The sequence below is a fragment of the Gallaecimonas sp. GXIMD4217 genome (assembly GCF_038087665.1).
GTDB lineage: Bacteria > Pseudomonadota > Gammaproteobacteria > Enterobacterales > Gallaecimonadaceae > Gallaecimonas.
On sequence record NZ_CP149925.1, the window covers coordinates 1,747,871 to 1,770,511 of the forward strand.

Genomic DNA, 22,641 nt, shown 5'->3' on the forward strand with positions numbered 1-22,641 from the left:
AACTCCTTAGCGCTGGCTGAGGTAGATATCCACGGGTGTGCCCTTCTGGGCCAGCACGGCGCGGATGGGCATGGCCGTCACGTCGTCGCTCGACGCGGCCTCGGCCAGCACCTGGGCCTTTTCCGGCCCTTGCAGATGCAGGTAGATCTGCCGGCTGTTGAGGATGGCCGGCAGGGTCAGGGAAATGCGCTGGTGCGGCGCCGTGGTCGGCTGCACCGCCAGCAGCCGGGCCGGGTTGGCCGGATCCAGGCCTTCGGCCAGCTCGGCGCTGCAGGGGAACAGCGAGGCGGTGTGGCCGTCGTTGCCCATGCCCAGCACCACCACGTCGAAGGGGCTCGGCAGGTTCGACAGCCAGTCGCTGGCCATGGCCACGCCCTCTTCCGCCCGGGCGTGGGGGGTCTTGAGGCCGCGGAAGTGGGCGGCGGCGGCGGCGTCCTTCAGGAGGTGCGCCTTGACCAGCTTCTCGTTGCTGGCGTCGTCGCTCACGTCCACCCAGCGCTCGTCGGCCAGGGTGATGTAGACGTCGCCCCACTGGATGCGCGCCTTGCGCAGCTTCTCGAAGAGACCAATGGGGGTGCGGCCCCCAGATACCACCAGGCTGGCCTTGCCGCGGCTGTCGATGGCGGCCTGCAGCTGTTCGGCGATGCGCGTGGCCAGGGCCTCGCTAAGGGCCTCTGGGGTCTCGAATGCCTTGCTAACCGGCAATTGAATGCTCATGTGCTTCTCCTATTCGTCCCAGGACCGGCCGTCCTTGGTGATCAGGGCAATGCTGGACACAGGTCCCCAGGTGCCGGCCTGGTAGCCCTTGGGCGCCTCGTTGCTGGTTTCCCAGGCGTCTATGATGCCGTCCACCCATTTCCAGGCTTCCTCGACCTCGTCGCGGCGTACGAACAGCGCCTGGTTGCCCAGCAGCGCCTCCAGCAGCAGCCGCTCGTAGGCATCGGCAATGCGGGCCTGCTTGAAGGTCTCGTCGAAGGACAGATCCAGCTTGGTGGGCTGCAGGCGCATGCTTTCGCCCAGGCCCGGCACCTTGTTGAGCATGCGGATCTCGATGCCCTCGTCCGGCTGCAGACGGATGATCAGCTTGTTGGGCTGCAGCTCCCGGTGGGCGCGCTGGAAGATGTTGTGGGGCTGGGGCTTGAAGTAGATCACCACCTCGGAATGCTTGATGGGCATGCGCTTGCCGGTACGCAGGTAGAAGGGCACGCCCGACCAGCGCCAGTTGTCGATATCCACCCTGAGCGCCACGAAGGTCTCGGTGTTGGAATCGGTGTTGGCGTCTTCCTCTTCCAGGTAGCCGGGCACCGGCTGGCCGCGCAGGAAGCCGCTGCCGTACTGGCCGCGCACCGTGGTGTCATGGACATTGGCCTGGTTGATGGGCCTGAGCGCCTTGAGCACCTTGAGCTTTTCGTCGCGGATGGCGTCGGCGTCCAGGCTCACCGGCGGCTCCATGGCGATCAGGGTGAGGATCTGCAGCAGGTGGTTCTGCACCATGTCGCGCATCTGGCCGGCCTTGTCGAAATAGCTCCAGCGCCCTTCTATGCCCACCTCCTCGGCCACGGTGATCTGCACATGGTCGATGCAGCTGTAGTCCCAGTTCTGGGCGAAGATGGAGTTGGCGAAGCGCAGCGCCAGCAGGTTGAGCACCGTTTCCTTACCCAGGTAATGGTCGATGCGGTAGATCTGGCTTTCCTGGAAATACTGGCTGACCTGGTCGTTGATGATCTTGCTGGAGGCCAGATCGTGGCCGATGGGCTTTTCCAGCACCACCCGGCACCGTTCGTCGATGAGGTCGGCGGTCTTCAGGCCCAGGCAGATGTCGCCGTACAAGGAAGGCGGGGTGGCGAAGTAGCAGACCATGACCCGCTTGTGGTTGTCGGTCAGTCCCTTCAGGCCCTGGTAGGCGGCCTTGTCGGTGAAATCCAGATCCAGATAGCCCAGGCGCTCGGCCAGGCGTTCGAAGACGGCTTCATCCAGGGGTTCTTTCAGGAAGGTGCTCAGCGCCTGGTGGACCAGGGCGCGGATGTCCTCGTCGTCTCGGGCCACACCTATGATGCGGGTCTGCTCGTGCAGCAGGGACGCTTTTTCCAGCTGGTAGAGGGACGGCAGCAGCTTGCGCCTGGCCAGATCCCCCTTGATGCCGAACAGAACCAGATCGCATGGCCCGTTGGCCGCCTCGGCTCTCATGTGGCTTACCTCTCAATCCGACAGATAGCGACGTTGTAATTTTACAACATTATAACCCCACCCCGGCGGGGCCTGTCCACGGCAAATTTACCCGCCATGGCTAATTTTGACACTTTCCAACGACATTTTTTTTCATAATAATGAAGCATATGGGCTTGGAGCCGCGCTTTGGCATTCAAATGTAACTTTGCCACAAGCAAAACGGACCAAGCGACACAAGCGGACCCATCTATGAATACTCTCGAAAAGATAGCCAAAAGCCTGGGCGTGCTCAGCAAATCCGAGCGCAAGGTAGCCGAGGTGATACTGGCCAATCCCCAACAGGCCATCCATTCCTCCATCGCCACCCTGGCCAAGGCGGCCGACGTTTCCGAGCCCACCGTCAACCGATTCTGCCGGCGCCTGGACACCAAGGGCTTCCCGGACTTCAAGCTGCACCTGGCCCAGAGCCTGGCCAACGGTACCCCCTACGTGAACCGCCACGTGGAGGAGTCCGACGGTCCCGACGCCTACACCGCCAAGATCTTCGAATCCACCATGGCCTGCCTGGACATGGCCCGCCAGAGCCTGGATCCGACCGTCATCAACCGCGCCGTGGATCTGCTGACCCAGGCCAAGAAAATCTCCTTCTTCGGCCTCGGCGCCTCGGCCGCCGTGGCCCACGACGCCCTCAACAAGTTCTTCCGCTTCAACGTGCCGGTGATCTACTCCGACGACGTGCTGATGCAGCGCATGAGCTGCATGAACAGCAGCGAGGGCGACGTCATCGTGCTGATCTCCCACACCGGCCGCACCAAGAGCCTGGTGGAAATGGCCCGCATGGCCAAGGAGAACGACGCCACCGTCATCGCCATCACCTCCAAGGGCTCGCCCTTGTCCAAGGAAGCCTCCCTGGTGCTGTCAATGGAAGTACCGGAAGACACCGACGTCTACATGCCCATGGCCTCCCGCATCGCCCAGCTGACGCTGATCGACGTGCTGGCCACCGGCTTTGTGCTGCGCCGCGGCAGCCGTTTCCGGGAAAACCTCAAGCGGGTCAAGGACGCCCTCAAGGAGTCCCGTTTCGACAAGCAGGACGAGTCCTGAGGCATTCTGTAAGAAAGTTACAACAAATTTGTGCTGTGCTATAGTGCAGGCACATCGAGGAAAGGCACTGACGTCATGTTGAGAAGAACCAAGATTGTGACCACCCTGGGTCCCGCCACCGACAGGGGCGATACCCTGGAGCAGGTCATTGCCGCCGGCGCCAATGTGGTGCGCATGAACTTTTCCCACGGCAGCAAGGAAGATCACCAGCAGCGGGCCAGCAAGGTCCGCGACATCGCCGCCCGCCTGGGCGTGCACGTGGGCATACTGGGCGACCTGCAGGGCCCCAAGATCCGCATCTCCACCTTCAAGGAAGGCCCCATCGTCCTGGCCGTGGGCGACAGCTTCACCCTGGACGCCGAGCTGGCCAAGGGCGAAGGCCACCAGGGCGCCGTGGGCCTGGACTACAAGGCCCTGCCCCAGGACGTGGGCCAGGGCGACATCCTGCTGCTGGATGACGGCCGGGTACAGCTGGAAGTGACCGGCATCGACGGCGCCAAGGTCCACACCAGGGTCGTCATCGGTGGTCCCCTGTCCAACAACAAGGGCATCAACCGCCAGGGCGGCGGCCTGACCGCCCCGGCCCTGACCGACAAGGACAAGGCCGACATCCTCACCGCCGCCGAAATCGGCGTCGACTACCTGGCCGTGTCCTTCCCCCGCAACGGCGACGACATGCGCCTGGCCCGCCAGCTGGCCGAGCAGGCCGGCGCCAAGGCCCGCCTGGTGGCCAAAATTGAACGTGCCGAGGCGGTGGAAGATCTCGAGGTACTGGAAGACATCATCCTGGCCTCAGACGCCGTCATGGTGGCCCGGGGCGACCTGGGTGTGGAAATCGGCGACGCCGAGCTGGTCGGCCACCAGAAGCGCATCATCCAGATGGCCCGTGAGCACAACCGCATGGTGATCACCGCCACCCAGATGATGGAGACCATGATCGAAAACCCCATGCCCACCCGGGCCGAGGTCATGGACGTGGCCAACGCCGTGCTGGACGGCACCGATGCGGTGATGCTGTCCGCCGAGACCGCCGCCGGCAAGTACCCGGTCGAGACCGTCCAGGCCATGGCCCGCGTCTGCGTCGGCGCCGAGAAGAACCCGGCCGCCATCATCGACACCCACCGCATGAGCCACACCTTCACCTCGGTGGAGGAAACCATCGCCCTGTCGACCATGTACGCAGCCAACCACCTGCACGGCGTCAAGGCCATAGTGGCGTTGACCGAGTCCGGCGCCACCCCGACCCTGATGTCCCGCATCAGCTCGGCGCTGCCCATCTTCGCCCTGTCCCGCCACGGCCACAGCCTCAACGCCATGGCCCTGGCCCGCGGCGTCACGCCGGTGGCCTTCGACTCCACCCACTACCGGGCCGAGGCCCTGACCCGCGAGGCCATGACCCTGCTCAAGGCCAAGGGCCTGGTGGACAGCGGCGATCTGGTGCTGATGACCCTGGGCGACGCCATGGAAACCGTGGGCGGCACCAACACCTGCAAGGTGCTCAAGGTCAGCTAAGCACCTGGCCAACAAAGCAAAAAGCCACCCTTGAGGTGGCTTTTTTGTGTACGCGCCGTGGCGGCCGGAGCAGCTGGATGGAAGGCTAAGTCTCCAGATCCGGCTCGCCGCAGTGGGCCAATATGGCCGCCCTGGCCTGGTTTTTCAGCCGGGTGGCCGCCTGCCAGTGCGCTTCGCCCGGCTCGGCGGCCATGGGCTCGCCCAGGACGACCTCGATTTGGCCCCGGCGCGGCAGCCAGTCCTGCTCTCTGAGCATGAAGCGGGCCCCTTTTATGCTGACAGGTACTATTGGCCGCCCCGAGCGTGCCGCCTCCAGGAAGGCGCCCATATGGAAGCGGCCCAGGCCGGGAATGCGGCTGAAGGTCCCTTCCGGGAAGAACAGCAAGGAGCCCGGCGTTTGGCCCAGCTTCTTCGCATCGGACACGCTCTTTTCCACATCGAAGCGCTCGACGAATTCGACCCCGAAGCGCTTCAGCACCATGGCCAACAGCCTGTTGCCGGCCAGCTCGCCCTTGGCCACGAAGCGAAAGGGCAGGCCAAGGGCGGCCAGCAGCACATAGGGGTCAAGGTAGCTGCTGTGGTTGGCCACGAAGATGTAGTCCTGCCCCGGCTCCAGCTTCTCCAGGCCGCTGACCCTGAGCGGCGTCGCGCTGGCCCAGGCCAGCAGCCTGCTGGCAAGGTGCGCCAGCCTTTGCCGCAGCCTGAGCGTCGGCAGCAGCAACAGCAGCGGACAAGCCAGCACCGCCAGGGCCAGGTACAAGAACCAGGCGTAACCGCCATAGGCCAGGGTCTTCAGCCGGCGCCACTGTTTCCTTGCCTGCTCCCCCAGGCCGCCAAGGATGATCCTGCCCAGTTGCCACCACACCGGTGGCGGCTGCTGGCCTATCTTGCCCTCCAGATAAAGCGCCCGGCAGGCGCTGCGCCTGAGCTTGCCGCTGGAGGTCTTCAATACGGTATTGGGCGGCGCCAGCAGGATCTCGTCCGGCGGCAGGTCGACGATGTCGGCGCAGGCGGCCATGATGTCCCGGTGCAGCGCCTGCCGCCGCTCGGGATCGGACTCGCGGGTTTCAACCAACACCACCAGGCGCTCCTTGGCGCCAGCGGCGTCGGCATGGCCGAAGGCGACCACCCGCCCCCGGCGTACGCCGGATAGCGCCCCTACCGCCTCCTCTATCTCATGGGGATAGATGTTGCGGCCGGCGCGAATGATGATGTCCTTGCTGCGCCCGGTCAGAAAAAGCTGCCCCTCATCCAGGTAGGCGAGATCGCCGGTATCGAGCCACTGGCCGTGAAAGAGCGCCCTGGTCTTGTCCGGCGCGTCCAGGTAGCCCCGGGTGGCGGAGGGGCCCTTGAACTGCAGGTGGCCCTGCTGCCGGTCGGGAAGCTCCCTGTCCTGATCATCGACCACCCGCATTTCATGCCCGGCCAATACCCGGCCACAGCAGACGAACTCCAGTGCATGGGGATCCTGGGGGTCGGCCGGTACCGCCTGGCCCCTGGTAGTGAAGGGCTCACGCTGGATCTTCTGGATGACCGGGGCCTGTCCCGGCTTGGGAAAGGCCAGGCCCACCGACGCCTCGGCCAGGCCATAAACCGGCCAATAGGCCTGGGGCTTGAAGCCATATCTGGCAAAGCGCTCACAGAAACCGCGCACGGTATCGGGAATGACGGGCTCGGCGCCATTGCAGGCCAGCCGCCATGAGGAGAGATCCAGCCCCGCCAGCTCCGCCTCCGCCAGCTTGTGTATGCAGAGGTCGTAGGCGAAGTTGGGGGCGGCGGAAAGAGTGGCGCGGTGCCTGTGTATGGCCCAGAGCCAGCGCTGCGGCCGGGCCAGGAATTCCAGCGGCGACATCACCACCAGGTAGCCGGAAAAGTAGAACATCGACAGCCAGGCGCCGATCAGCCCCATGTCATGGTAGAGGGGCAGCCAGCTGACGAACACTTCCCTGGAGCTGACCCGGGAGGCCTCGCCCATGGCCCTGATATTGGCCAGCAGGTTGCGGTGGCTGAGCAGCACCCCCTTGGGCTCCGAAGTGGAGCCCGAGGTGTACTGGATAAAGGCGATATCCTCTTCGTTCGGTGCCAGCTTCACCGGCCTGGCCGGGTAGCGGTCGAAATCCTCGGCGCAAAGCACCTGCCGCAAGCTGGGCACCAGGGACTTCAGCAGCAGCGAATAGCGCTGAATTTCCCTGGTGGTGATCATGATCTCGGCCCGGCAGTTTTTCAGGATGATCTGGTGGCGCCGGATATAGCTTTCGATCTGGCTCAGCCGCATGGGCGGGTAAATGGGCACGGGCACGGCGCCGGCGATAAGCACGCCCATGAAGCTGAAAAAGTAACGGCTGTCGGTGGGCAGCATCAGGGTGACCCTGGCGCCCTGGCCGAGCTGGCCGTCGAGCAGGCACCAGGCGACCTTATTGGCCATGGACGCCAGGCGATCATAGGTGATGACGTCACCATGGCCGCTGTCCTGATAAATTTCTATCAAGGGGCGCTGGGGGTGGCGCGCCAGATGCCAGTGCAGCACATCAACCAGGGTTTTTGCCTGTGCCGGCGTATCCGCCACTTCCCCCACAGACAGCGAGGTCAGGAATTCGCGCTCAAAGGCTGGCTTGTCGCCCCGGCTTGCCAGAACGGCGCACAGCAGATCGCCGACCGTGGCCACCTTCGCAAAGGCGGCCTCGTCCAGGGAAACGCCGAAGCTCTGTTCAACCCTATGGATAAGCTCGACGCGCCCTAGGCTGTCAAAGGCCAGATCGCTGTCGAGACGGGAATGCAGATCAAGGTTCTCCGGGACCCGCGTGTTGGGGTGGAGCTCGCCGGCCAGCTTGCCGACCAGCTCCAGCAACTGCCGGGCCAGATCTTCTTCCCTTTCCGCCGCCTGTTTCTCGGACAAAGTGTTGACCCACCTGGATGCCGTGATCCTTGAATAAACATAGCAGCAGGGCCTTGTGGAACAACAGGATGGGGCCGACCGCAAAGCCTCGGAAAAGCGGGGTTCCAAGGGTTCAGGGGAACAAGAGCAGACTGCGGCTAATCGGCGCCCAAGAGCTGGTGCCAGCGGCCATCAATACACAAATAGAGGCTTGATGCCTTCTCCAGGAAGATGTCCGCTATGGCGTCCAGCGTTTCGGCCGATGGCTTCGGCTCCCCATGTCCTGCTGGCCAGGGGCGCCAAAGCTCCCGGCAATGGCGTGAAGAGACAGTATGAACAGTGCAATAGGCCCATATTTCATGCTGAGGCCCTCCCTATGCTGCGCTTCGGCAATGCCATAAAGGTAAGCCGCTCAGCGTCCTTGCCCTTGGCTTGGTTCGCTGTGCCTGGTCCGGGCAAAGCCCCCTTGCTCGGTCAGCCACCGTCAACAAGGCCGGCGTCGTCCTTGCCAAACACCATCATGCTTGAATGGCTGTGGCATCCAGAAAACAAAGTGGATCTGACCCTGAGGGATCCCCACAAAATTAATTCCATGCCTGCTCGTAGCTTGTTGCATGTAGCAGCTCGCGGTAGCGAACGAGGGCTTTTTGCCACTGCCTTTTCGTGAATTTGAGGCCCTTGCTGACGGCTCGAAGTCCCAGGGTATGGAAAGACAACGCGCGTTTTTTCTTCACCGTGTTGGCCTGGAAGCGGCCGTGCTGATTGCCTACCGTCATGGTGAGTCCGAGCAGCACCAACACCAGCGAGGCCAGGGTCGAGAGCAACAGCAGGATGCTGATGCGAGCAGGCTTGGTGCTTCTGCTGTTCTCGAAGCCCAATCCGAGTTGGGCAGACTTCATGTCCCGGAAGCCTTCTTCAATTTGCATGCGCTGCCTATAGATGGCGACGACCTGCTTGCTATGGTGACGGGCTTTCGGCAGGTTGGACGCCAGCAGCCAAGGCTCCTTGGCGCCTTGGGCATGCTTGATTGACTGTCCGGCCCGCTGTTTACTGCCATCCGGGTTGAGTGATTGCCGGCCTTTGCCTTTTTGCCTGTACAGGGTCAGGGTGCAGGCGAACGGCTTGTAGCGGGCCAGCAGACCATCGCATCGCTTGGGACGTTGTGAAGCCTGGCCATAGAGGTGGCTGATGCACTGCCAGGTGTCGCCTTGGTCAAGTGAGTAGAAATTGGGTTTGCGAACGCGCCCGACAAAATGCCATCCAAGCGCCTCGACCTGCCTGAACCAGGGAGACTTGAAGCCGGCATCGGTGACGATAATGGGCTGGCAACCCGGTGGCAGCATGGCCGACAGGATGGACAGAAAACGCGCATGCACGGCGGGTTTCTCTTTGGTGCTAAGCGGATGCACTTCCTGGTAGAGGGTGATGGGGCGACCATCCAGCGTCATGGCCGCCCGCAGCAGGAAGTGGCCTTTGACCCTATCCAGATCCGACCAATCGACGGCGATCACGGGGCGCTTGGTACAGCAGAAAAGCCGGCAGATGGCGGCATAGACAACCAGCTGTTCTCGCTGCAAGTGGGAATTTGAAAGCAGCCGATCGGCGCGCTTGATGTTGTGTTTTTCGAAGGCTTTTGACTCGATGCCGCGACCGATGCTGGTCACCGTGGCAGCGCTGCCACCGGCCAGGCTCAACACACAGTCCATCACGGCCTTTCGGCGAGTTTTGTGCATTTTGGGTGTGACAAGCGTCACGATGTTGGTCAAGATAGTGCGTACATTCATGGCGTTTTTTGGTTAGTGATTTTTGGCGATTGATCTGATCACCAAACGCCATGAATGTTCCCGCCATTATTGATAACCAGCTGAAATTAAAAGACTATTTGTGGGGATGCCTCAGGATCTGACCCCATTTATCCAGAAAATAAAGTGGATCTGACCCTGAGGGATCCCCACAAAATTAATTCCATGCCTGCTCGTAGCTTGTTGCATGTAGCAGCTCGCGGTAGCGAACGAGGGCTTTTTGCCACTGCCTTTTCGTGAATTTGAGGCCCTTGCTGACGGCTCGAAGTCCCAGGGTATGGAAAGACAACGCGCGTTTTTTCTTCACCGTGTTGGCCTGGAAGCGGCCGTGCTGATTGCCTACCGTCATGGTGAGTCCGAGCAGCACCAACACCAGCGAGGCCAGGGTCGAGAGCAACAGCAGGATGCTGATGCGAGCAGGCTTGGTGCTTCTGCTGTTCTCGAAGCCCAATCCGAGTTGGGCAGACTTCATGTCCCGGAAGCCTTCTTCAATTTGCATGCGCTGCCTATAGATGGCGACGACCTGCTTGCTATGGTGACGGGCTTTCGGCAGGTTGGACGCCAGCAGCCAAGGCTCCTTGGCGCCTTGGGCATGCTTGATTGACTGTCCGGCCCGCTGTTTACTGCCATCCGGGTTGAGTGATTGCCGGCCTTTGCCTTTTTGCCTGTACAGGGTCAGGGTGCAGGCGAACGGCTTGTAGCGGGCCAGCAGACCATCGCATCGCTTGGGACGTTGTGAAGCCTGGCCATAGAGGTGGCTGATGCACTGCCAGGTGTCGCCTTGGTCAAGTGAGTAGAAATTGGGTTTGCGAACGCGCCCGACAAAATGCCATCCAAGCGCCTCGACCTGCCTGAACCAGGGAGACTTGAAGCCGGCATCGGTGACGATAATGGGCTGGCAACCCGGTGGCAGCATGGCCGACAGGATGGACAGAAAACGCGCATGCACGGCGGGTTTCTCTTTGGTGCTAAGCGGATGCACTTCCTGGTAGAGGGTGATGGGGCGACCATCCAGCGTCATGGCCGCCCGCAGCAGGAAGTGGCCTTTGACCCTATCCAGATCCGACCAATCGACGGCGATCACGGGGCGCTTGGTACAGCAGAAAAGCCGGCAGATGGCGGCATAGACAACCAGCTGTTCTCGCTGCAAGTGGGAATTTGAAAGCAGCCGATCGGCGCGCTTGATGTTGTGTTTTTCGAAGGCTTTTGACTCGATGCCGCGACCGATGCTGGTCACCGTGGCAGCGCTGCCACCGGCCAGGCTCAACACACAGTCCATCACGGCCTTTCGGCGAGTTTTGTGCATTTTGGGTGTGACAAGCGTCACGATGTTGGTCAAGATAGTGCGTACATTCATGGCGTTTTTTGGTTAGTGATTTTTGGCGATTGATCTGATCACCAAACGCCATGAATGTTCCCGCCATTATTGATAACCAGCTGAAATTAAAAGACTATTTGTGGGGATGCCTCAGGATCTGACCCCATTTATCCTGGACCCCATTTATCCCATTGATCGGTTATATGCCATTGTAGACCATTATAAATTTACCTTGCCCATCATTGCTTAGCCTAAGTATTTCTGTGTACTCAAACTTTGAATCACAAATGTACTTTTTACTTTTATCGTTTTCGGAAATTATTGAGCATGTACCTAACGCCCGCTTAATAAGAGGGTCAAAAGTAAAATCTACATTCAAGGAGCTTTCCTCGACATTATGATAAACATATATTTTAGTGGCGTCTTTGGGAAAGTAATCTGGAAACCAATTATATTCAGCCAGATAGCTTTCTTTTAAATCAACAAACGATTCTGCATTTGTATACCTTTTCTCCAAAAGTTGATTTATCAATGAAGGCAAAGAAACTATAAGAAGAATTACCATGGCAATTTTAATGAAATTTTTCACCTTACTTTCCTTGGCATATAACGCCGCGTTAAGCGGAGAGTAATTGTTGGCTAAAATGTGTAGCGAAGCGGAACCGAGCCAACGATTACGAATCCGCCTTTAACGCCTTGTATGGTTGATTCTGCTCGAAAACGGGTAAAGTGGAGGCCCACCCTCAACGGCCATTGAGGGCCTTTATGCAGCAGCTCGGTGATTGGCCGGCTCCTCTTACGAGAGACCGATAACAAGTGGGTAGCGCTGCATAACTCCAAAGCGATAACTCGAACAGTCATCGGGGCCTCGAGCCCGCATAGCAAGGCAGAGTCAGCTTATTACCATGAACGACAAAAACCAACTTCAGATCCATGTCGGCGTCGATGTCGGCAAGTCCAAGCTCGATATTGCGCTCCATCCCTTAAACCTTCATTTCAGCGTGCCTAACGACGAAGAGCATATCCCGAAGGTGATCCAGTTACTCAAGCAGCATCAAGTACAAAGCATCGTCACCGAAGCCACGGGCCGCTATGAGCATGCCTTTGTTTTCGCCTGCGACAAGGCCGAACTGCCGGTCATCGTTGTCAATCCCATCCAGATCCGCCGCTTCGCCCAGGCCATCGGTGTGCTCGCCAAGACGGACAAGATCGATGCCGCCGTCATTGCCCGCTTCGCCGCCACCACCAAGCCGGAGTACAAGTCCATACCAGACGAACAATCCAGGTTGATCAAGGACTTGCTTATCAGGCGCACCCAACTGCTGGAGATGGCCACCATGGAGAAGAACCGTCTGCCGATCCTGCCCAAGGCGCTCCATAGCTCGCTCTCATCTGTGCTGAAAACCTTGGAAAAGCAAATCGACTCGATCACCAAACAGCTTGATGTGCTGGTCGTCCAAGCCAAGCATTGGCGCACAAAGTCCGAGATCCTGACCAGTGTGCCCGGTGTCGGAAAAGTGCTGGCCTATACCTTGCTCAGCGAACTGCCAGAGCTTGGCAGACTCAACCGAAAGGAAATCGCCGCCTTGGTCGGGGTCGCGCCAATGAACCGGGAGAGTGGTTCCTATAACGGCAAGCGTCGCATCCGAGGTGGCCGGCACCGGGTCCGCACTGTGATGTTCATGGCCATGATGTCTGCCATTCAATGCAACCCGGTTTTCAGGCGTTACTACGCCCATCTGAAGGCAGCCGGGAAGCTCCCGAAGGTGGCTCTTATCGCCTGCATGCGCAAGCTGATCGTCATCCTCAACACCATGGTCAAGAACGGCGAGAAATGGTGCGAAAAAACGGCCTGATCTGTTGACTGAACACCACAGTCACTTGTTAGGCATTATTTCGCCCCAACGAACGAGCATAATTTTCTACCAATTGACAAATTCTTTCAGGCTTTACACCATGTAACTTTTGATGTTTTTCTAATGGAGAGTCAAAGCCATAATCACTTTCCATTTTCAAAACCAACTCGTTATCATTGAGCACTTTAATATGATCTTTAATTAAATACCCTTTAGGAAGTGAACTTGATGGACTATCACCAACGGTGGTTTCTAGAACACCGTTATTTATCTTCCATGTATTATCGTAGTAGTCTACTTCTGGAATTCCATCCCCATTCATTGAAATAGATACAACACATTTACGACCATTTGAAGTGAAGCCTAATTGACTATATTCATAGTTACCTATGCCATAATCTTTTAGATGCCATACTCCAACAATTTGCTCCTCAGGCTTTACTTCAAGTTTTGTGCTCACACACCCTGAAAGTAAAAAAGCTAACCCAGCTAAAAGTGAAAAAGTTTTCACAAATACTCCTTAATGCCTAACGCCGCCATAAACGGCACAAAATAGTTGGCTAAAATTAGCGACGTAGGAGCACAAGCCAACTATTTTGTGCCCTAGGTTTAATGGCTTTGTTATAAGCCGTTATTCATTTAACCTGACTTGACCATCAGGGCTTACAATAACAAGCCTAAAATGCTCCAAACTTTCATACTCAAAGCCCAGCTCACATCCACTTAATTCATGTGCATCTTGCTTCAGGAATCTCAGTGGCCAACCCAAGCCTTCAATATAGGTTTTAGCTTTAACAAAAGAGTCCGTTTTGGAGGTTGTGCAATTAGACTCAGCAATTAACCCCCCAACTATTGGGAAACCGACCAATAAGAGCATTATTGCTGATGCTATTAAATGAACTCTTTTACTATTTTCATCTTTGTAATAGCGAAAAATACTATGAAATAATGAGAGGATAGCGCCTAACGCTAGGCCAAGGAAAATAAAAATAGCACTTACTCCACCAGGGCCTGCTCCTGCTATGGCTAAAAAGAAACCAGCCATAAAACCGAATATGATCCATTTAAAAGTAAGTTTTATCGATTTCCACATAAGTCTACTAAGGCTTATAACGCCCCAAGCAGGGGCAACTTTTAAGCTGGCTAAAATTAGGAGCGAAGCGACGGGAGCCAGCTTAAAATTGTCCCGTTGACTTGGCTTGTTATATTTTCATTACGCGGGACATTTTGCCTGCTGCATTTTGTTATCAATGTATTCTTGATACGAGTTATATCCGCCTAAATTCAACTTGGCGCCAGGATTCTTTGTTATGAAAACTTTGTTCATTTCTAAACTTTTCAAGAACATCTCACAACCTTTAGCAACATTGTTATCTGTAAGGTATGTAAATCCCATATGTAAATAGGTGTTTGTTAAATTATCAAACTCCTTTTTTTCTTGGTATATGGAAATAGATTTCTCTAAATACTCTATAGAAGCATTATATCGATCATTGAAAGCTATTTTCCCACTATTGAAACCAGTCTCTTTGTAATGTTCTGCATACCTATCGACAGCGTAAGATCTCAGAAAAATAGCATAAGTGACGTACGCTTTTGCGAGTCCTGATTGATTACCTTCTTCTTTAAATATTTCAATTGATTCCAAAATGAGCTTTTGTGCAGGCAACGCTCTTTGTTTGGTGTCAAAGAGCCAATAAGCATCGGACAACTTTTGATTTGGATCGCTGGTGTATGGAACTAATGCAGCTGCACAACCAGTTAAGAAAATTATCGTTATGGAAAATAAAATATGACGCAAAACTAGATCTCCCTGAAAATATAACGCTGTATTGTGCTCACACTCGATATCTATTGGTAAGACCATTTGATGGTCGCACTCAGTACTTTAGTTTCAAGCTGCTTTCCGATCGGACCACGCTACGCCTGGGGCAAAACGCGCCTGTGCGTAATCATCCTTGCAAGGGCACGATATCCAAAACGCTGACCAGAGCTTAATAGCCTGTATAACAAAGGTTTTTACCTATGTGAACAAGATAAACAGGCCAGTCGCGGAGGGATATCATGCCATGATCTGGCCGCCACGCCGGTTCTGACTGTATGGATGCACAAGCAGAGGTTGTCACCACCGCCCCTCTTTCGCCGTTCTGAACAACAGTAACGCGAGCCGAAAGGAAACATGGCCAAAGAGAAAGGCGCCCTTGGGCGCCTTTCTCAGTAACTGTTGATCTTGTAGGTCACGTCCTGCTCGATCAGGCCCCTGCGGACATGGTCGGCGCGGTATTTGGCGCGGATGCGCAGCTCGTGCTCGCCGGCCTCCAGTGGCCTCAGCATCACCCAGTAGCCCTGGGTGGCGGCCGGATACAGCTTGGGCGGCAGGCGCTCGCGGGGAATACCGCCCAGCACGTCGAAGCACTTGCGGGACTTCTGCCGGAAGGCGGCCAGGTTGGTTACCTCCTGGCCATCCAGGACCAGGGAGATCTCCTCGATATGGGGCCAGTGCAGGGCCGAGGCCGCTTTCATCTCGGCGCAGGGCTTCTCGTTCTCCATCCTGGGTTCGGCAAGCTGGGTCAGGATGGGCACGAACAGGTACTTGTCCTTGGGGATCTCGCAGAAGCGCTCCACGGGCTCCTTGGAGTTGCTGTTGGCCAGGAACCACACCAGGCCGCGCTGATTGAGATCGCAGCGCTCCCCTGTCCTGTCGGACAGCGGGCTGGCAACGCTCGGCACCGACTTGATCCATTGCCACCAGGCATGGGCGTATTCGGTCTGGCTCATCTTGTCCACGCGCATCAGCGGTGGTACCACCCAATCCTCTATGGCGCTGGCGCTTGGGGCCAGTACCGAAAACAGCAAGCCGACGGCCAATCCCTTCAGCCGCGTCCTGGAATCCCTCATTGGTAGCTCCCTGGTTATTATTCTTGTGGTCTTAACGCCACTTGGTCCTCGAGCCTACAGAACTCGTTGAACAATAACTTAACAAAAGAAATAAAAATGTAAAGGCACTGCTCCGACCTATCTGCCCCGGCGCAACCTGTGACCCAGGGTATTCATGGCCGAACCCAGCACCACCAGCACGGCGCCAAGGTAGGCGAGCCAGTTGAATTCGCGCACCTCGAAGCCCAGCTCGAACAGGGCGTCCATGATGGCCACGAAGGCAAAGGTCAGCAGCGGCGTCACCGCCAGCAGCGCCGACACCTTGGAGGCCTCCCAGTGGTTGAGGGCCTCGGCAAAGGCGCCGTAGGCCACCAGGGTATTGGCGCCGCAGAAAATAAGCCAGCCCAGCTGCCAGCCATCCAGCACCAGCACCTGGGCCGGTTCGCTAAGCGGCAGGAAGGCCAGGGCCCCGGCCAGGTAGATCACCAGCATGATCTGCACCGAGCCGTAATGGCCCAGCAGCTTCTTCTGGGCCAGGGCGTAGCAGGCCCAGGTCACAGCGGCCAGCACCATCAGCAGCAGGCCCCAGGTGATGTCGTCGAACTGGCTGAAGATGGCCAGCAGCCGCTCGTTGAAGAAGCCCGCCAGGCCCAGCAGCATCACCGTCATGCCGAGGCGCTGCACCGGCGTGAAGGGCTCTTTGAACAGCCAGACGCTGCCCAGCATCAGCAGCAGCGGCGCCAGCTGGATCACCACCTGGGCGGTGCGGGGATCCAGGTGGTTCAGGGCCAGCAGGTAGAAGCCGTAGTTGAGCAGCAGGCCGATCACGGCCACCAGCATCAGTACGGCGGCCTGGCCCCGGCATAGGCGCAGCGACGGCAGCTGCCCCTTCAGCCCCAGCCAGATCCACAGCACCAGGCCGGCGCTCAGGAAGCGGTAGAAGGTGATGGTGTAGGCGTCCATGGCCGCCAGCACCTCCTTGAGGGCGATGGGCAGCAGGCCCCACAGCAGGGCGGTCAGAAACGACAGGGACGCGCCCAACCCGGCGCGCCCCGACAGCATCGTCATGGTTTTTCCTTACAGCAGCAGCTGCTTGACCTTTTCCCGGTAGGAGCGCCCTACCCTGAGCTCGTCGCCGGAGTCCAGGCGGATCAGGTAATCGGCGCTGGCCAGGTTGATGAGCTGGGTGATCCTGTCGCGGTTGACGATGGCGCTGCGGTGAACCCGGACGAACTGGCGGGGGTCGAGCATGGCCTCCAGCTCCTTCATGGTCTTGCGCATGATGTGGGTGACGCCCTGGGCATGGATGCACATGTAGTCGCCGGCGGCGTCTATCCAGTCGATGTCGGCCACCGCCACCAGGCTCACCTCGGAGCCGTCGCGTATGGACAGCTGCTGGGCGAAATCACCGGTCACCGACTCACCCCGCTCCAACCGCTCCTTGACCAACGACGGCGAGACACCGGCCAGCTCGGCCAGGGCCTTGAGCAGGCGGGCCTCGCGCCTGGCCTGATCCAGGCGCTGGTACTGGCTGCGAATGCGCGCCATGCACTGCTGCAGGCGCTCCTCGTCCACCGGCTTGAGCAGGTAGTCCAGGGCGTGCAGCTCGAAGGCCTTGACGGCGAAGTCGTCAAAAGCGGTCACGAACACCACCAGCGGCAGCGGGTGGTCCTTTTCAACCAGGCTTTCCATCAGCTCTATGCCGCTGGTGCCGGGCATCTGGATATCCAGGAACAGCAGATCCGGCTTCAGGGCGGCCAGGCATTGCAGGGCCTCGCGGGCACTGCCGGCCTCGCCCACCACCTCCAGATCGGAAAATTGCTCCAGGCGCAGCCGCAAACCTTTGCGGGCCAGGGGTTCGTCGTCGACGATCAGGGTTCTAATGGTCATTCGTCTCTCTGGTATGGAATGCGGATATTAACGGTCAGGCCCTGGGGCTGGCGAGGTGTCAGGGTGAAGGCGTGGTCCTCGCCATAGAGGGTGGAGAGCCGCTCCCGGGTGTTGACCAGGCCAACGCCGGTGCTGCCGCTCTTACCCTGCCCCAAACCGGGCCCGTCATCAGAGATTTCCAACAACAAATCTGTACCAAAGCGCCGGGCAGAAATCCAGATGCCGCCGCCCCGTTCATTGCAGGCCGCGCCGTACTTGATGGCATTTTCAATGAGCGGCTGCAGGATCAGCGACGGCACCAGGGCGTCCTTGACGTCATCCTCTATCTGCCAGTGCACCTTGAGCCTGTCCACGAAGCGCACCTCCTCTATGGCCAGGTACTTCTCCATGGCCCTCACCTCCTGGCACAAGGGCACCTTGCGGATGGGATCAGTCTCCAGGGAATAGCGCAGGAACTCGGCCAGGCCCGTCACCATGCGGTTGGCGGTGTCGGTTTCCTTGACCATCACCAGGGTGGAGATGGCGTTGAGGGTGTTGAACAGGAAATGGGGATTGAGCTGGTAGCGCAGCGCCTTGAGCTGGGCCTGCTGGGCGGCATTGGTGGCCTTGAGGGCCTTTTCGTTGAGCAGCTGCAGCATGCGGTAGTACTTGATGCCGAAATAAAGGCCGCTCCAGGCGGCCAGGGTCGGCACCGCCGCCACCACGTAGCCGTAATAGCCGCTCCAGTTGTCCGGGGCCTTCTCCGGATAGAGCACCTGGAAGTAGAAGGCGTTGCGCAGCATCTGCCAGAGGATGCCGTCGGCCAGTATGGCCAGGGCCGCCAGCAGGAAGATGGTGACCGGCTTGAAGTTCCAGATCCGCTGGTACACGTAGCGCAGCGGCACCGAGCAGACGAAGCCGGTCAGGGTCATGAACAGGATATGGACCCAGTAGTTGCTGGTGGCGCCGGCCAGCTGGGAGCTGAGCCAGAACAGGCCGCCGTAGCCGGCCCAGCCCAGGGTGTGCAGTATCCAGAAGAAGCGGTTGTGGCCCTGGCCAAAGAGGGCCTGGCCGATGCGGCGGTTACGGCTTGCGGCCTGGGTAACATTCATTTACGACGGAATTCCTTGAGCACCCAGGCCGGGCCTATGAGCAGAAAGCCCAGATCCTGGAAGAAGGAGGGCCGCTTGCCCTCGATGTGGTGGCCGACGAACTGGGCTATCCAGGCCAGCACGAAGAGGCCGGCGGCCAGGGCCCAGAGCGGCAGGTACAGGGCCAGTAGTTTCCCCAGCAGCCAGCAGGCGCCGCTGAAGGCGGTCATGCCCAGGCCCAGGCCCGGCTCCAGCCGGAAGTAGAACGCCAGCACAGGCAGCAATGCCACCAGCGCCCAGTCCAAAGGCGCCAGCCAGGCCGGCACCGGCAGGCTCATGATCAGGGCGATGACGGTGAAGTAGATCACCGGCACGGCGATGAAGTGGATACGCTTGTTGACGGGGTTCTGGTGGCTCTCGCCGTAGAGGGAGAACCAGGTCGCCAGATCACGCATGTTTGCTCCCTGTGGGCCTTTTCCCTGAGGTTAAAGAGCCTGGCCCAGGGCGGCAAGGCGGCGCTGCCACTTTACGCGATAGTCGGCTGCCCGCTCAGGATGGACCGCCAGGCACCACAGCTCGCAGAGATGGGCATAGATGGCCTCCATGGCCATGAGCCGGCGCAGATCCAGCCGCTGGCCGGTCAAGGCCCGCCAGCGCTCGGCCAGCAGCGTCCTGTCCAGCTCGTGGGTCACCAGTACCCCGGCAAGATCGTAGTAGGGGTCGGCCAGGCTGGCGTATTCCCAGTCGATCAGCCACAGCCGCCGGCCCTGCCAAAGGCAGTTTTCCGGCACCAGATCCACATGGGTCGGCACCAGCGGCATCGGCGTTGCGGCGATAAGCCCATAGGCGGCGACCGGGCCGGGTTCCGCCCCCATCAGCCTGGCCCTGGCCGGCAAGTCCAGCACCGGCAACGCCAGCTCGGCCCCCTGCAATGCCCGGATATGGCCCAGCAGGGCATCCAGGCCCTGTGCCGTGGCCGGGCCCGTGGCGCCATCCACATGGGCCGACAGGCTCCAGTCCCCCTGCTGCCACAGCAGTGGCGGGCTGATCCCCTGCCCCGCCGCCCAGCGCCAGGCGCGCTGCTCGGCGCCGCGGTCGATGCCCAGGCTGTGATCCGGGTTGGCCAGGCGCAACACCGCCTTGTGGCCGGCGCTTTCCAGCAGCCACTGGCGGTTGGTCAGCCCTTCCAGCTCCCGGATGGCGTCTGACTGGCGCCAGGGCGCCGGCAGCTCAGCGGGCAACCGCAAGGCGCCGCCAGCTCAGGTAGCCCAGGGTCGCCATCACCACATAGGCCACGAACAGGGCCGCGGTCATGGCCAGCTCCTTCTGGGCGTACAGCCAGATGGAGACGGCGTCGATGACGATCCAGTACAGCCAGTTCTCCAGCACCTTCTGGGTCACCAGCCAGGTGGTCATCACCGCGAAGCAGGTGGTGGCCGCGTCCAGGTAGGGATAGGAGGCGCTGGTGTAGCTGGCCATGAAGTGGCCCCAGGCCAGGGACGCCACCACGCCCACGGCGATGAAGGCGCCGTGCCACCACAGCGGCCGGGTGGTGATGGGCAGGGTCCGGTTGGCCCGGCCCTGACGCCAGCTCCACCAGCCGTAGAAGGCCATGGCCATGTAGTAGAGGTTGAGCAGCGACTCCGACAGCAGCGCCACGTCGTAGAAGAGCACCACGTAGATCAGGGTCGAGCCCAGGGCCGCCGGCCAGCACCACTGGCTCTGGCGCATGGCCAGCACCAGGTAGGCAATGGCCAGCAGCACCGCCAGCAGCTCCCAGAAACCGGTGGCCAGCAGCTGGCGCTGGGCCTCAAGCAGGAACTCAGTCATCCCTGGGCCCCAGATCGCCGCCCAGGAACTTGCAGACGAAGGCCGCCTTGCCTTCCCTGTGGCTGATCTCCATCTCCCTGGCCAGCACCGCCATCACCTCCTGGTAGGGGCCGAACACCTGGGTGCTCATGGTGTTGGTGAGCACCCGCAGGCTCGGGTGCTGGTTGAGGCGGTCGATGAAATCCCGGATCGGCGGTATGTAGTCCGACTCCAGGGGGTACATGCTGATCTCGACGGACAGCTCCATCTGGTGCTCCTTAGAAACGGTAGGTGCCGCTGATGCCGACCTCGCGGCCATCGCCCAGCTGCCAGTAAGGCTCCACGGCATAGCTCTTGGCCGGATCGTTGCCGAAGCCGCCGAAGCCGCGCACGGCGTAGTCGCGGTCGAACAGGTTCTTGCCGTAGAGGCTGAGCTCCCAGTTACCCTGCTGCCAGTTCAGGGCCGCGTGCCAGAGGGCGTAGCTCCAGCTGCGCTCGTCGTGGGAGTCGGAGAAGTAGAAGCCGTCGCGGCCCTCGGACTCCAGGCGCAGGCTCAGGGCGTCGTTGAACTGCCAGGTGGCGGCCAGGTGGTACTGCCAGTTGGGGGCATGGGCCTGATCGCGGCCGTCCAGGCGCTCGCCGGCGGCGTTGGTGAAGTCCTTGTATTCGGTTTCCAGCCAGCCCAGCACGGCGGACAGGGTCAACTGCTCCGTGGCCCGCCAGTCCCCTTCCAGCTCCAGGCCGTAGTTGCGGCCGGAAGCGGCATTGCCCCAGTAGTCCACGAACTCGGTGGAGCCGTCGTCGCGGGTCTGGGTGTAGCCGCTCTTGACCTGCATGTCGTCACGCCACATGTGGAAGGCGGTCAGCTGCAGGCGCAGGTCGCCGCCGACCAGCCACTTCATGCCCGCTTCCAGGTTGACCAGGGTCTCGGTGTCGAAGGTGCGCAGTTCGCTGGGCAGGGAGCCCTCGATGTTGAAACCGCCGGGCTTGTAGCCACGGGACAGGCCCACGAAGTAGAGGCGGTCGCCGGCGTCGTAGCCCAGGTTGAGGTTGGCGCCCCAGAGATCTTCGGACGGCGAGAAGGTGACGCCGTTGGAATCGACGTACTCCGCCTCCCAGCGCTCCAGGCGCAGGCCGGTGGTCAGGCGCCAGTTGCCGATGGGGGTGTCCAGCTGGCCGTAGACGGCGCGGTAGTCGTTGTCGAAGACGCTGAAGAAGTCGGCGTCCAGCCAGGTGTACTGGCGCTGCAGTTTGTCGTCGGTCCAGCGGCCGTACAGGCCCAGCACCCAGTCGCTGTCGCCAAGGCGGCTATCCGGCTTGGACAGCAGGCGCAGATCCAGGTTGCGGCTTTCCTTGTCGCGCAGGTAGCGGTCGAAGCCGCTGTAGTCGCCCCAGGGGCAGTCGCGGCTCTGGCAGTAGCCGGGGTTTGACCAGTCCTCGTCGTAGAAATACTCCAGGTCGCTGTCGGCGCGGCTGGCGGTCAGCTCGACCTTGGCGAAGGGCAGGCCGTCGAAATGGGCGCGGATGCCGAGGCCGTCGGACTGCTGCTTGTCGCCACCGGGCTGGTCGGACAGGGTGGTGCGGCTGTTGTCGAAGCTGAAGGCGTCATAGCCGTTGTCCACGTCCAGGGTCAGGCCCAGCAGCTCCAGGCGCAGCTCGTCGCTGGCCTGCCAGGCCAGCTTCAGGCGGGCGGCACTTTCGTCCTTGGTCTGGGTCGGCTTGTCCAGGAAGGCGTTGTGGTTGAAGCCGTCGGACGCGAACTTGGAGGCGGACAGGCGGGCGGAAAGGGTCTCGCTGCCGCCAGCCACGGCGCCCCTCAGCTGCCAGGTATCTTCGTTGGCCACCAGGGCCCCCACATGGCCCTCGAAGCCGGGCACCGGCTCACGGGTCTGGATGTTGACCATGCCGGCCAGGGCGTTGGCGCCGAAGCGGGTGCCCTGGGGGCCGCGGAACACTTCCACCTGCTGGATGTCGTGGATGACCCCGGCCAGGCCCAGGCCGGAGAAGTCGAAACCGTCCACCAGCAGGCCCACGGAGGGGTTCAGGGGCTGGGCGAATTCGCTGCGCTCGCCGATGCCGCGGATCTGGATGAAGCGGCCGCGGCTGGCGCCGGCGGACAGGTTGACGTTGGGCACCAGCAGCAGGGCTTCTTCCAGGGCCCGGGTCTGGCGGGCCTCCAGTTCCTCGGCGGACAGCACGGTGACGCTTTCGCTCAAATCCTGCAGGGCCAGCTGGCGGAAATCGCCGGTGACCAGGATGCGCTCGATGCTCTGATCGTCGGCCTGGGCGGGCGCCACGGCACTCAGGACGGCCAGGGCCAGGGTGGAGAGAACAGGCTTATTCATTATGTATGGACCTC

Annotated in this window: 21 protein-coding genes; 3 read left to right on the forward strand and 18 right to left on the reverse strand. The window is 60.1% G+C overall.

Annotated features, from left to right (window positions below; genetic code table 11):
• Nucleotides 1–6: 6 nt before the first annotated feature.
• Complete coding sequence (pgl, locus tag WDB71_RS08540; RefSeq protein WP_341501161.1) at nt 7–717, reverse strand: 6-phosphogluconolactonase; 711 nt, start codon at nt 715–717, stop codon at nt 7–9.
• Nucleotides 718–726: 9 nt separating this feature from the next.
• A complete protein-coding gene (gene zwf / locus WDB71_RS08545; protein ID WP_341501162.1) occupies nt 727–2,187 on the reverse strand; it encodes a glucose-6-phosphate dehydrogenase in 1,461 nt (486 codons plus the stop codon).
• A gap of 231 nt (nt 2,188–2,418) precedes the next feature.
• On the opposite strand from zwf, the gene WDB71_RS08550 reads away from it, so the two are divergent.
• Nucleotides 2,419–3,273 carry a MurR/RpiR family transcriptional regulator gene (locus WDB71_RS08550; protein ID WP_341501163.1) on the forward strand — a complete coding sequence of 285 codons (855 nt, stop codon included), beginning with the start codon at nt 2,419–2,421 and terminating at the stop codon, nt 3,271–3,273.
• A 75-nt stretch (nt 3,274–3,348) separates the two neighbouring features.
• Nucleotides 3,349–4,785 (forward strand): pyruvate kinase, encoded by a 1,437-nt coding sequence (pyk, locus tag WDB71_RS08555; RefSeq protein WP_341501164.1) that lies wholly within the window; start codon nt 3,349–3,351, stop codon nt 4,783–4,785.
• Nucleotides 4,786–4,870: 85 nt separating this feature from the next.
• On the opposite strand, the gene WDB71_RS08560 is transcribed toward pyk, so the two are convergent.
• From WDB71_RS08560 to WDB71_RS08575, 4 genes are all read right to left on the reverse strand, one after another.
• Entirely contained in the window at nt 4,871–7,681 is a 2,811-nt protein-coding gene (locus WDB71_RS08560) for an AMP-binding protein (RefSeq protein ID WP_341501165.1), read from the reverse strand.
• Between the two features lie 563 nt (nt 7,682–8,244).
• Entirely contained in the window at nt 8,245–9,366 is a 1,122-nt protein-coding gene (locus WDB71_RS08565; protein ID WP_341501166.1) for an IS4 family transposase, read from the reverse strand.
• 253 nt (nt 9,367–9,619) lie between these two features.
• On the reverse strand, nt 9,620–10,741 hold the full coding sequence (locus WDB71_RS08570; protein ID WP_341501166.1) for an IS4 family transposase: 1,122 nt from the start codon (nt 10,739–10,741) through the stop codon (nt 9,620–9,622).
• A gap of 238 nt (nt 10,742–10,979) precedes the next feature.
• Nucleotides 10,980–11,369 carry a hypothetical protein gene (locus WDB71_RS08575; protein ID WP_341501167.1) on the reverse strand — a complete coding sequence of 130 codons (390 nt, stop codon included), beginning with the start codon at nt 11,367–11,369 and terminating at the stop codon, nt 10,980–10,982.
• A 316-nt stretch (nt 11,370–11,685) separates the two neighbouring features.
• Here WDB71_RS08575 and WDB71_RS08580 point away from each other — a divergent pair, with 316 nt between their 5' ends.
• On the forward strand, nt 11,686–12,636 hold the full coding sequence (locus WDB71_RS08580) for a transposase (RefSeq protein ID WP_341501168.1): 951 nt from the start codon (nt 11,686–11,688) through the stop codon (nt 12,634–12,636).
• 28 nt (nt 12,637–12,664) lie between these two features.
• Here the strand turns inward: WDB71_RS08580 and WDB71_RS08585 are convergent, their stop codons facing one another.
• From WDB71_RS08585 to WDB71_RS08640, 12 genes are all read right to left on the reverse strand, one after another.
• Entirely contained in the window at nt 12,665–13,147 is a 483-nt protein-coding gene (locus WDB71_RS08585; RefSeq protein WP_341501169.1) for a lipocalin family protein, read from the reverse strand.
• A 120-nt stretch (nt 13,148–13,267) separates the two neighbouring features.
• Entirely contained in the window at nt 13,268–13,681 is a 414-nt protein-coding gene (locus WDB71_RS08590; RefSeq protein WP_341501170.1) for a hypothetical protein, read from the reverse strand.
• Between the two features lie 168 nt (nt 13,682–13,849).
• Nucleotides 13,850–14,437 (reverse strand): hypothetical protein, encoded by a 588-nt coding sequence (locus WDB71_RS08595; protein ID WP_341501171.1) that lies wholly within the window; start codon nt 14,435–14,437, stop codon nt 13,850–13,852.
• 413 nt (nt 14,438–14,850) lie between these two features.
• Entirely contained in the window at nt 14,851–15,534 is a 684-nt protein-coding gene (locus WDB71_RS08600) for a hypothetical protein (protein WP_341501172.1), read from the reverse strand.
• Between the two features lie 117 nt (nt 15,535–15,651).
• The gene (locus WDB71_RS08605) at nt 15,652–16,581 is read right to left on the reverse strand and encodes a DMT family transporter (protein ID WP_341501173.1); all 930 of its coding nucleotides are present in this window, start codon (nt 16,579–16,581) and stop codon (nt 15,652–15,654) included.
• A gap of 9 nt (nt 16,582–16,590) precedes the next feature.
• On the reverse strand, nt 16,591–17,403 hold the full coding sequence (locus WDB71_RS08610; protein ID WP_341501174.1) for a response regulator: 813 nt from the start codon (nt 17,401–17,403) through the stop codon (nt 16,591–16,593).
• A complete protein-coding gene (locus tag WDB71_RS08615; protein WP_341501175.1) occupies nt 17,400–18,494 on the reverse strand; it encodes a histidine kinase in 1,095 nt (364 codons plus the stop codon). Before WDB71_RS08615 ends, WDB71_RS08610 begins: the two co-directional genes overlap by 4 nt.
• Entirely contained in the window at nt 18,491–18,928 is a 438-nt protein-coding gene (locus tag WDB71_RS08620) for an Mpo1-like protein (RefSeq protein WP_341501176.1), read from the reverse strand. Before WDB71_RS08620 ends, WDB71_RS08615 begins: the two co-directional genes overlap by 4 nt.
• Before the next feature lie 30 nt (nt 18,929–18,958).
• Nucleotides 18,959–19,720: a choline/ethanolamine kinase family protein gene (locus WDB71_RS08625; RefSeq protein ID WP_341501177.1), complete on the reverse strand. Its 762-nt coding sequence runs from the start codon at nt 19,718–19,720 to the stop codon at nt 18,959–18,961.
• Nucleotides 19,704–20,303, reverse strand: coding sequence for a nicotinamide riboside transporter PnuC (gene pnuC, locus WDB71_RS08630; protein ID WP_341501178.1), 600 nt, complete (start codon nt 20,301–20,303; stop codon nt 19,704–19,706). Before pnuC ends, WDB71_RS08625 begins: the two co-directional genes overlap by 17 nt.
• Nucleotides 20,296–20,550: a hypothetical protein gene (locus WDB71_RS08635; protein ID WP_341501179.1), complete on the reverse strand. Its 255-nt coding sequence runs from the start codon at nt 20,548–20,550 to the stop codon at nt 20,296–20,298. The genes pnuC and WDB71_RS08635 overlap by 8 nt, the downstream gene beginning before the upstream one ends.
• A 10-nt stretch (nt 20,551–20,560) precedes the next feature.
• Nucleotides 20,561–22,627 carry a TonB-dependent receptor plug domain-containing protein gene (locus tag WDB71_RS08640; protein ID WP_341501180.1) on the reverse strand — a complete coding sequence of 689 codons (2,067 nt, stop codon included), beginning with the start codon at nt 22,625–22,627 and terminating at the stop codon, nt 20,561–20,563.
• Nucleotides 22,628–22,641 lie beyond the last annotated feature (14 nt).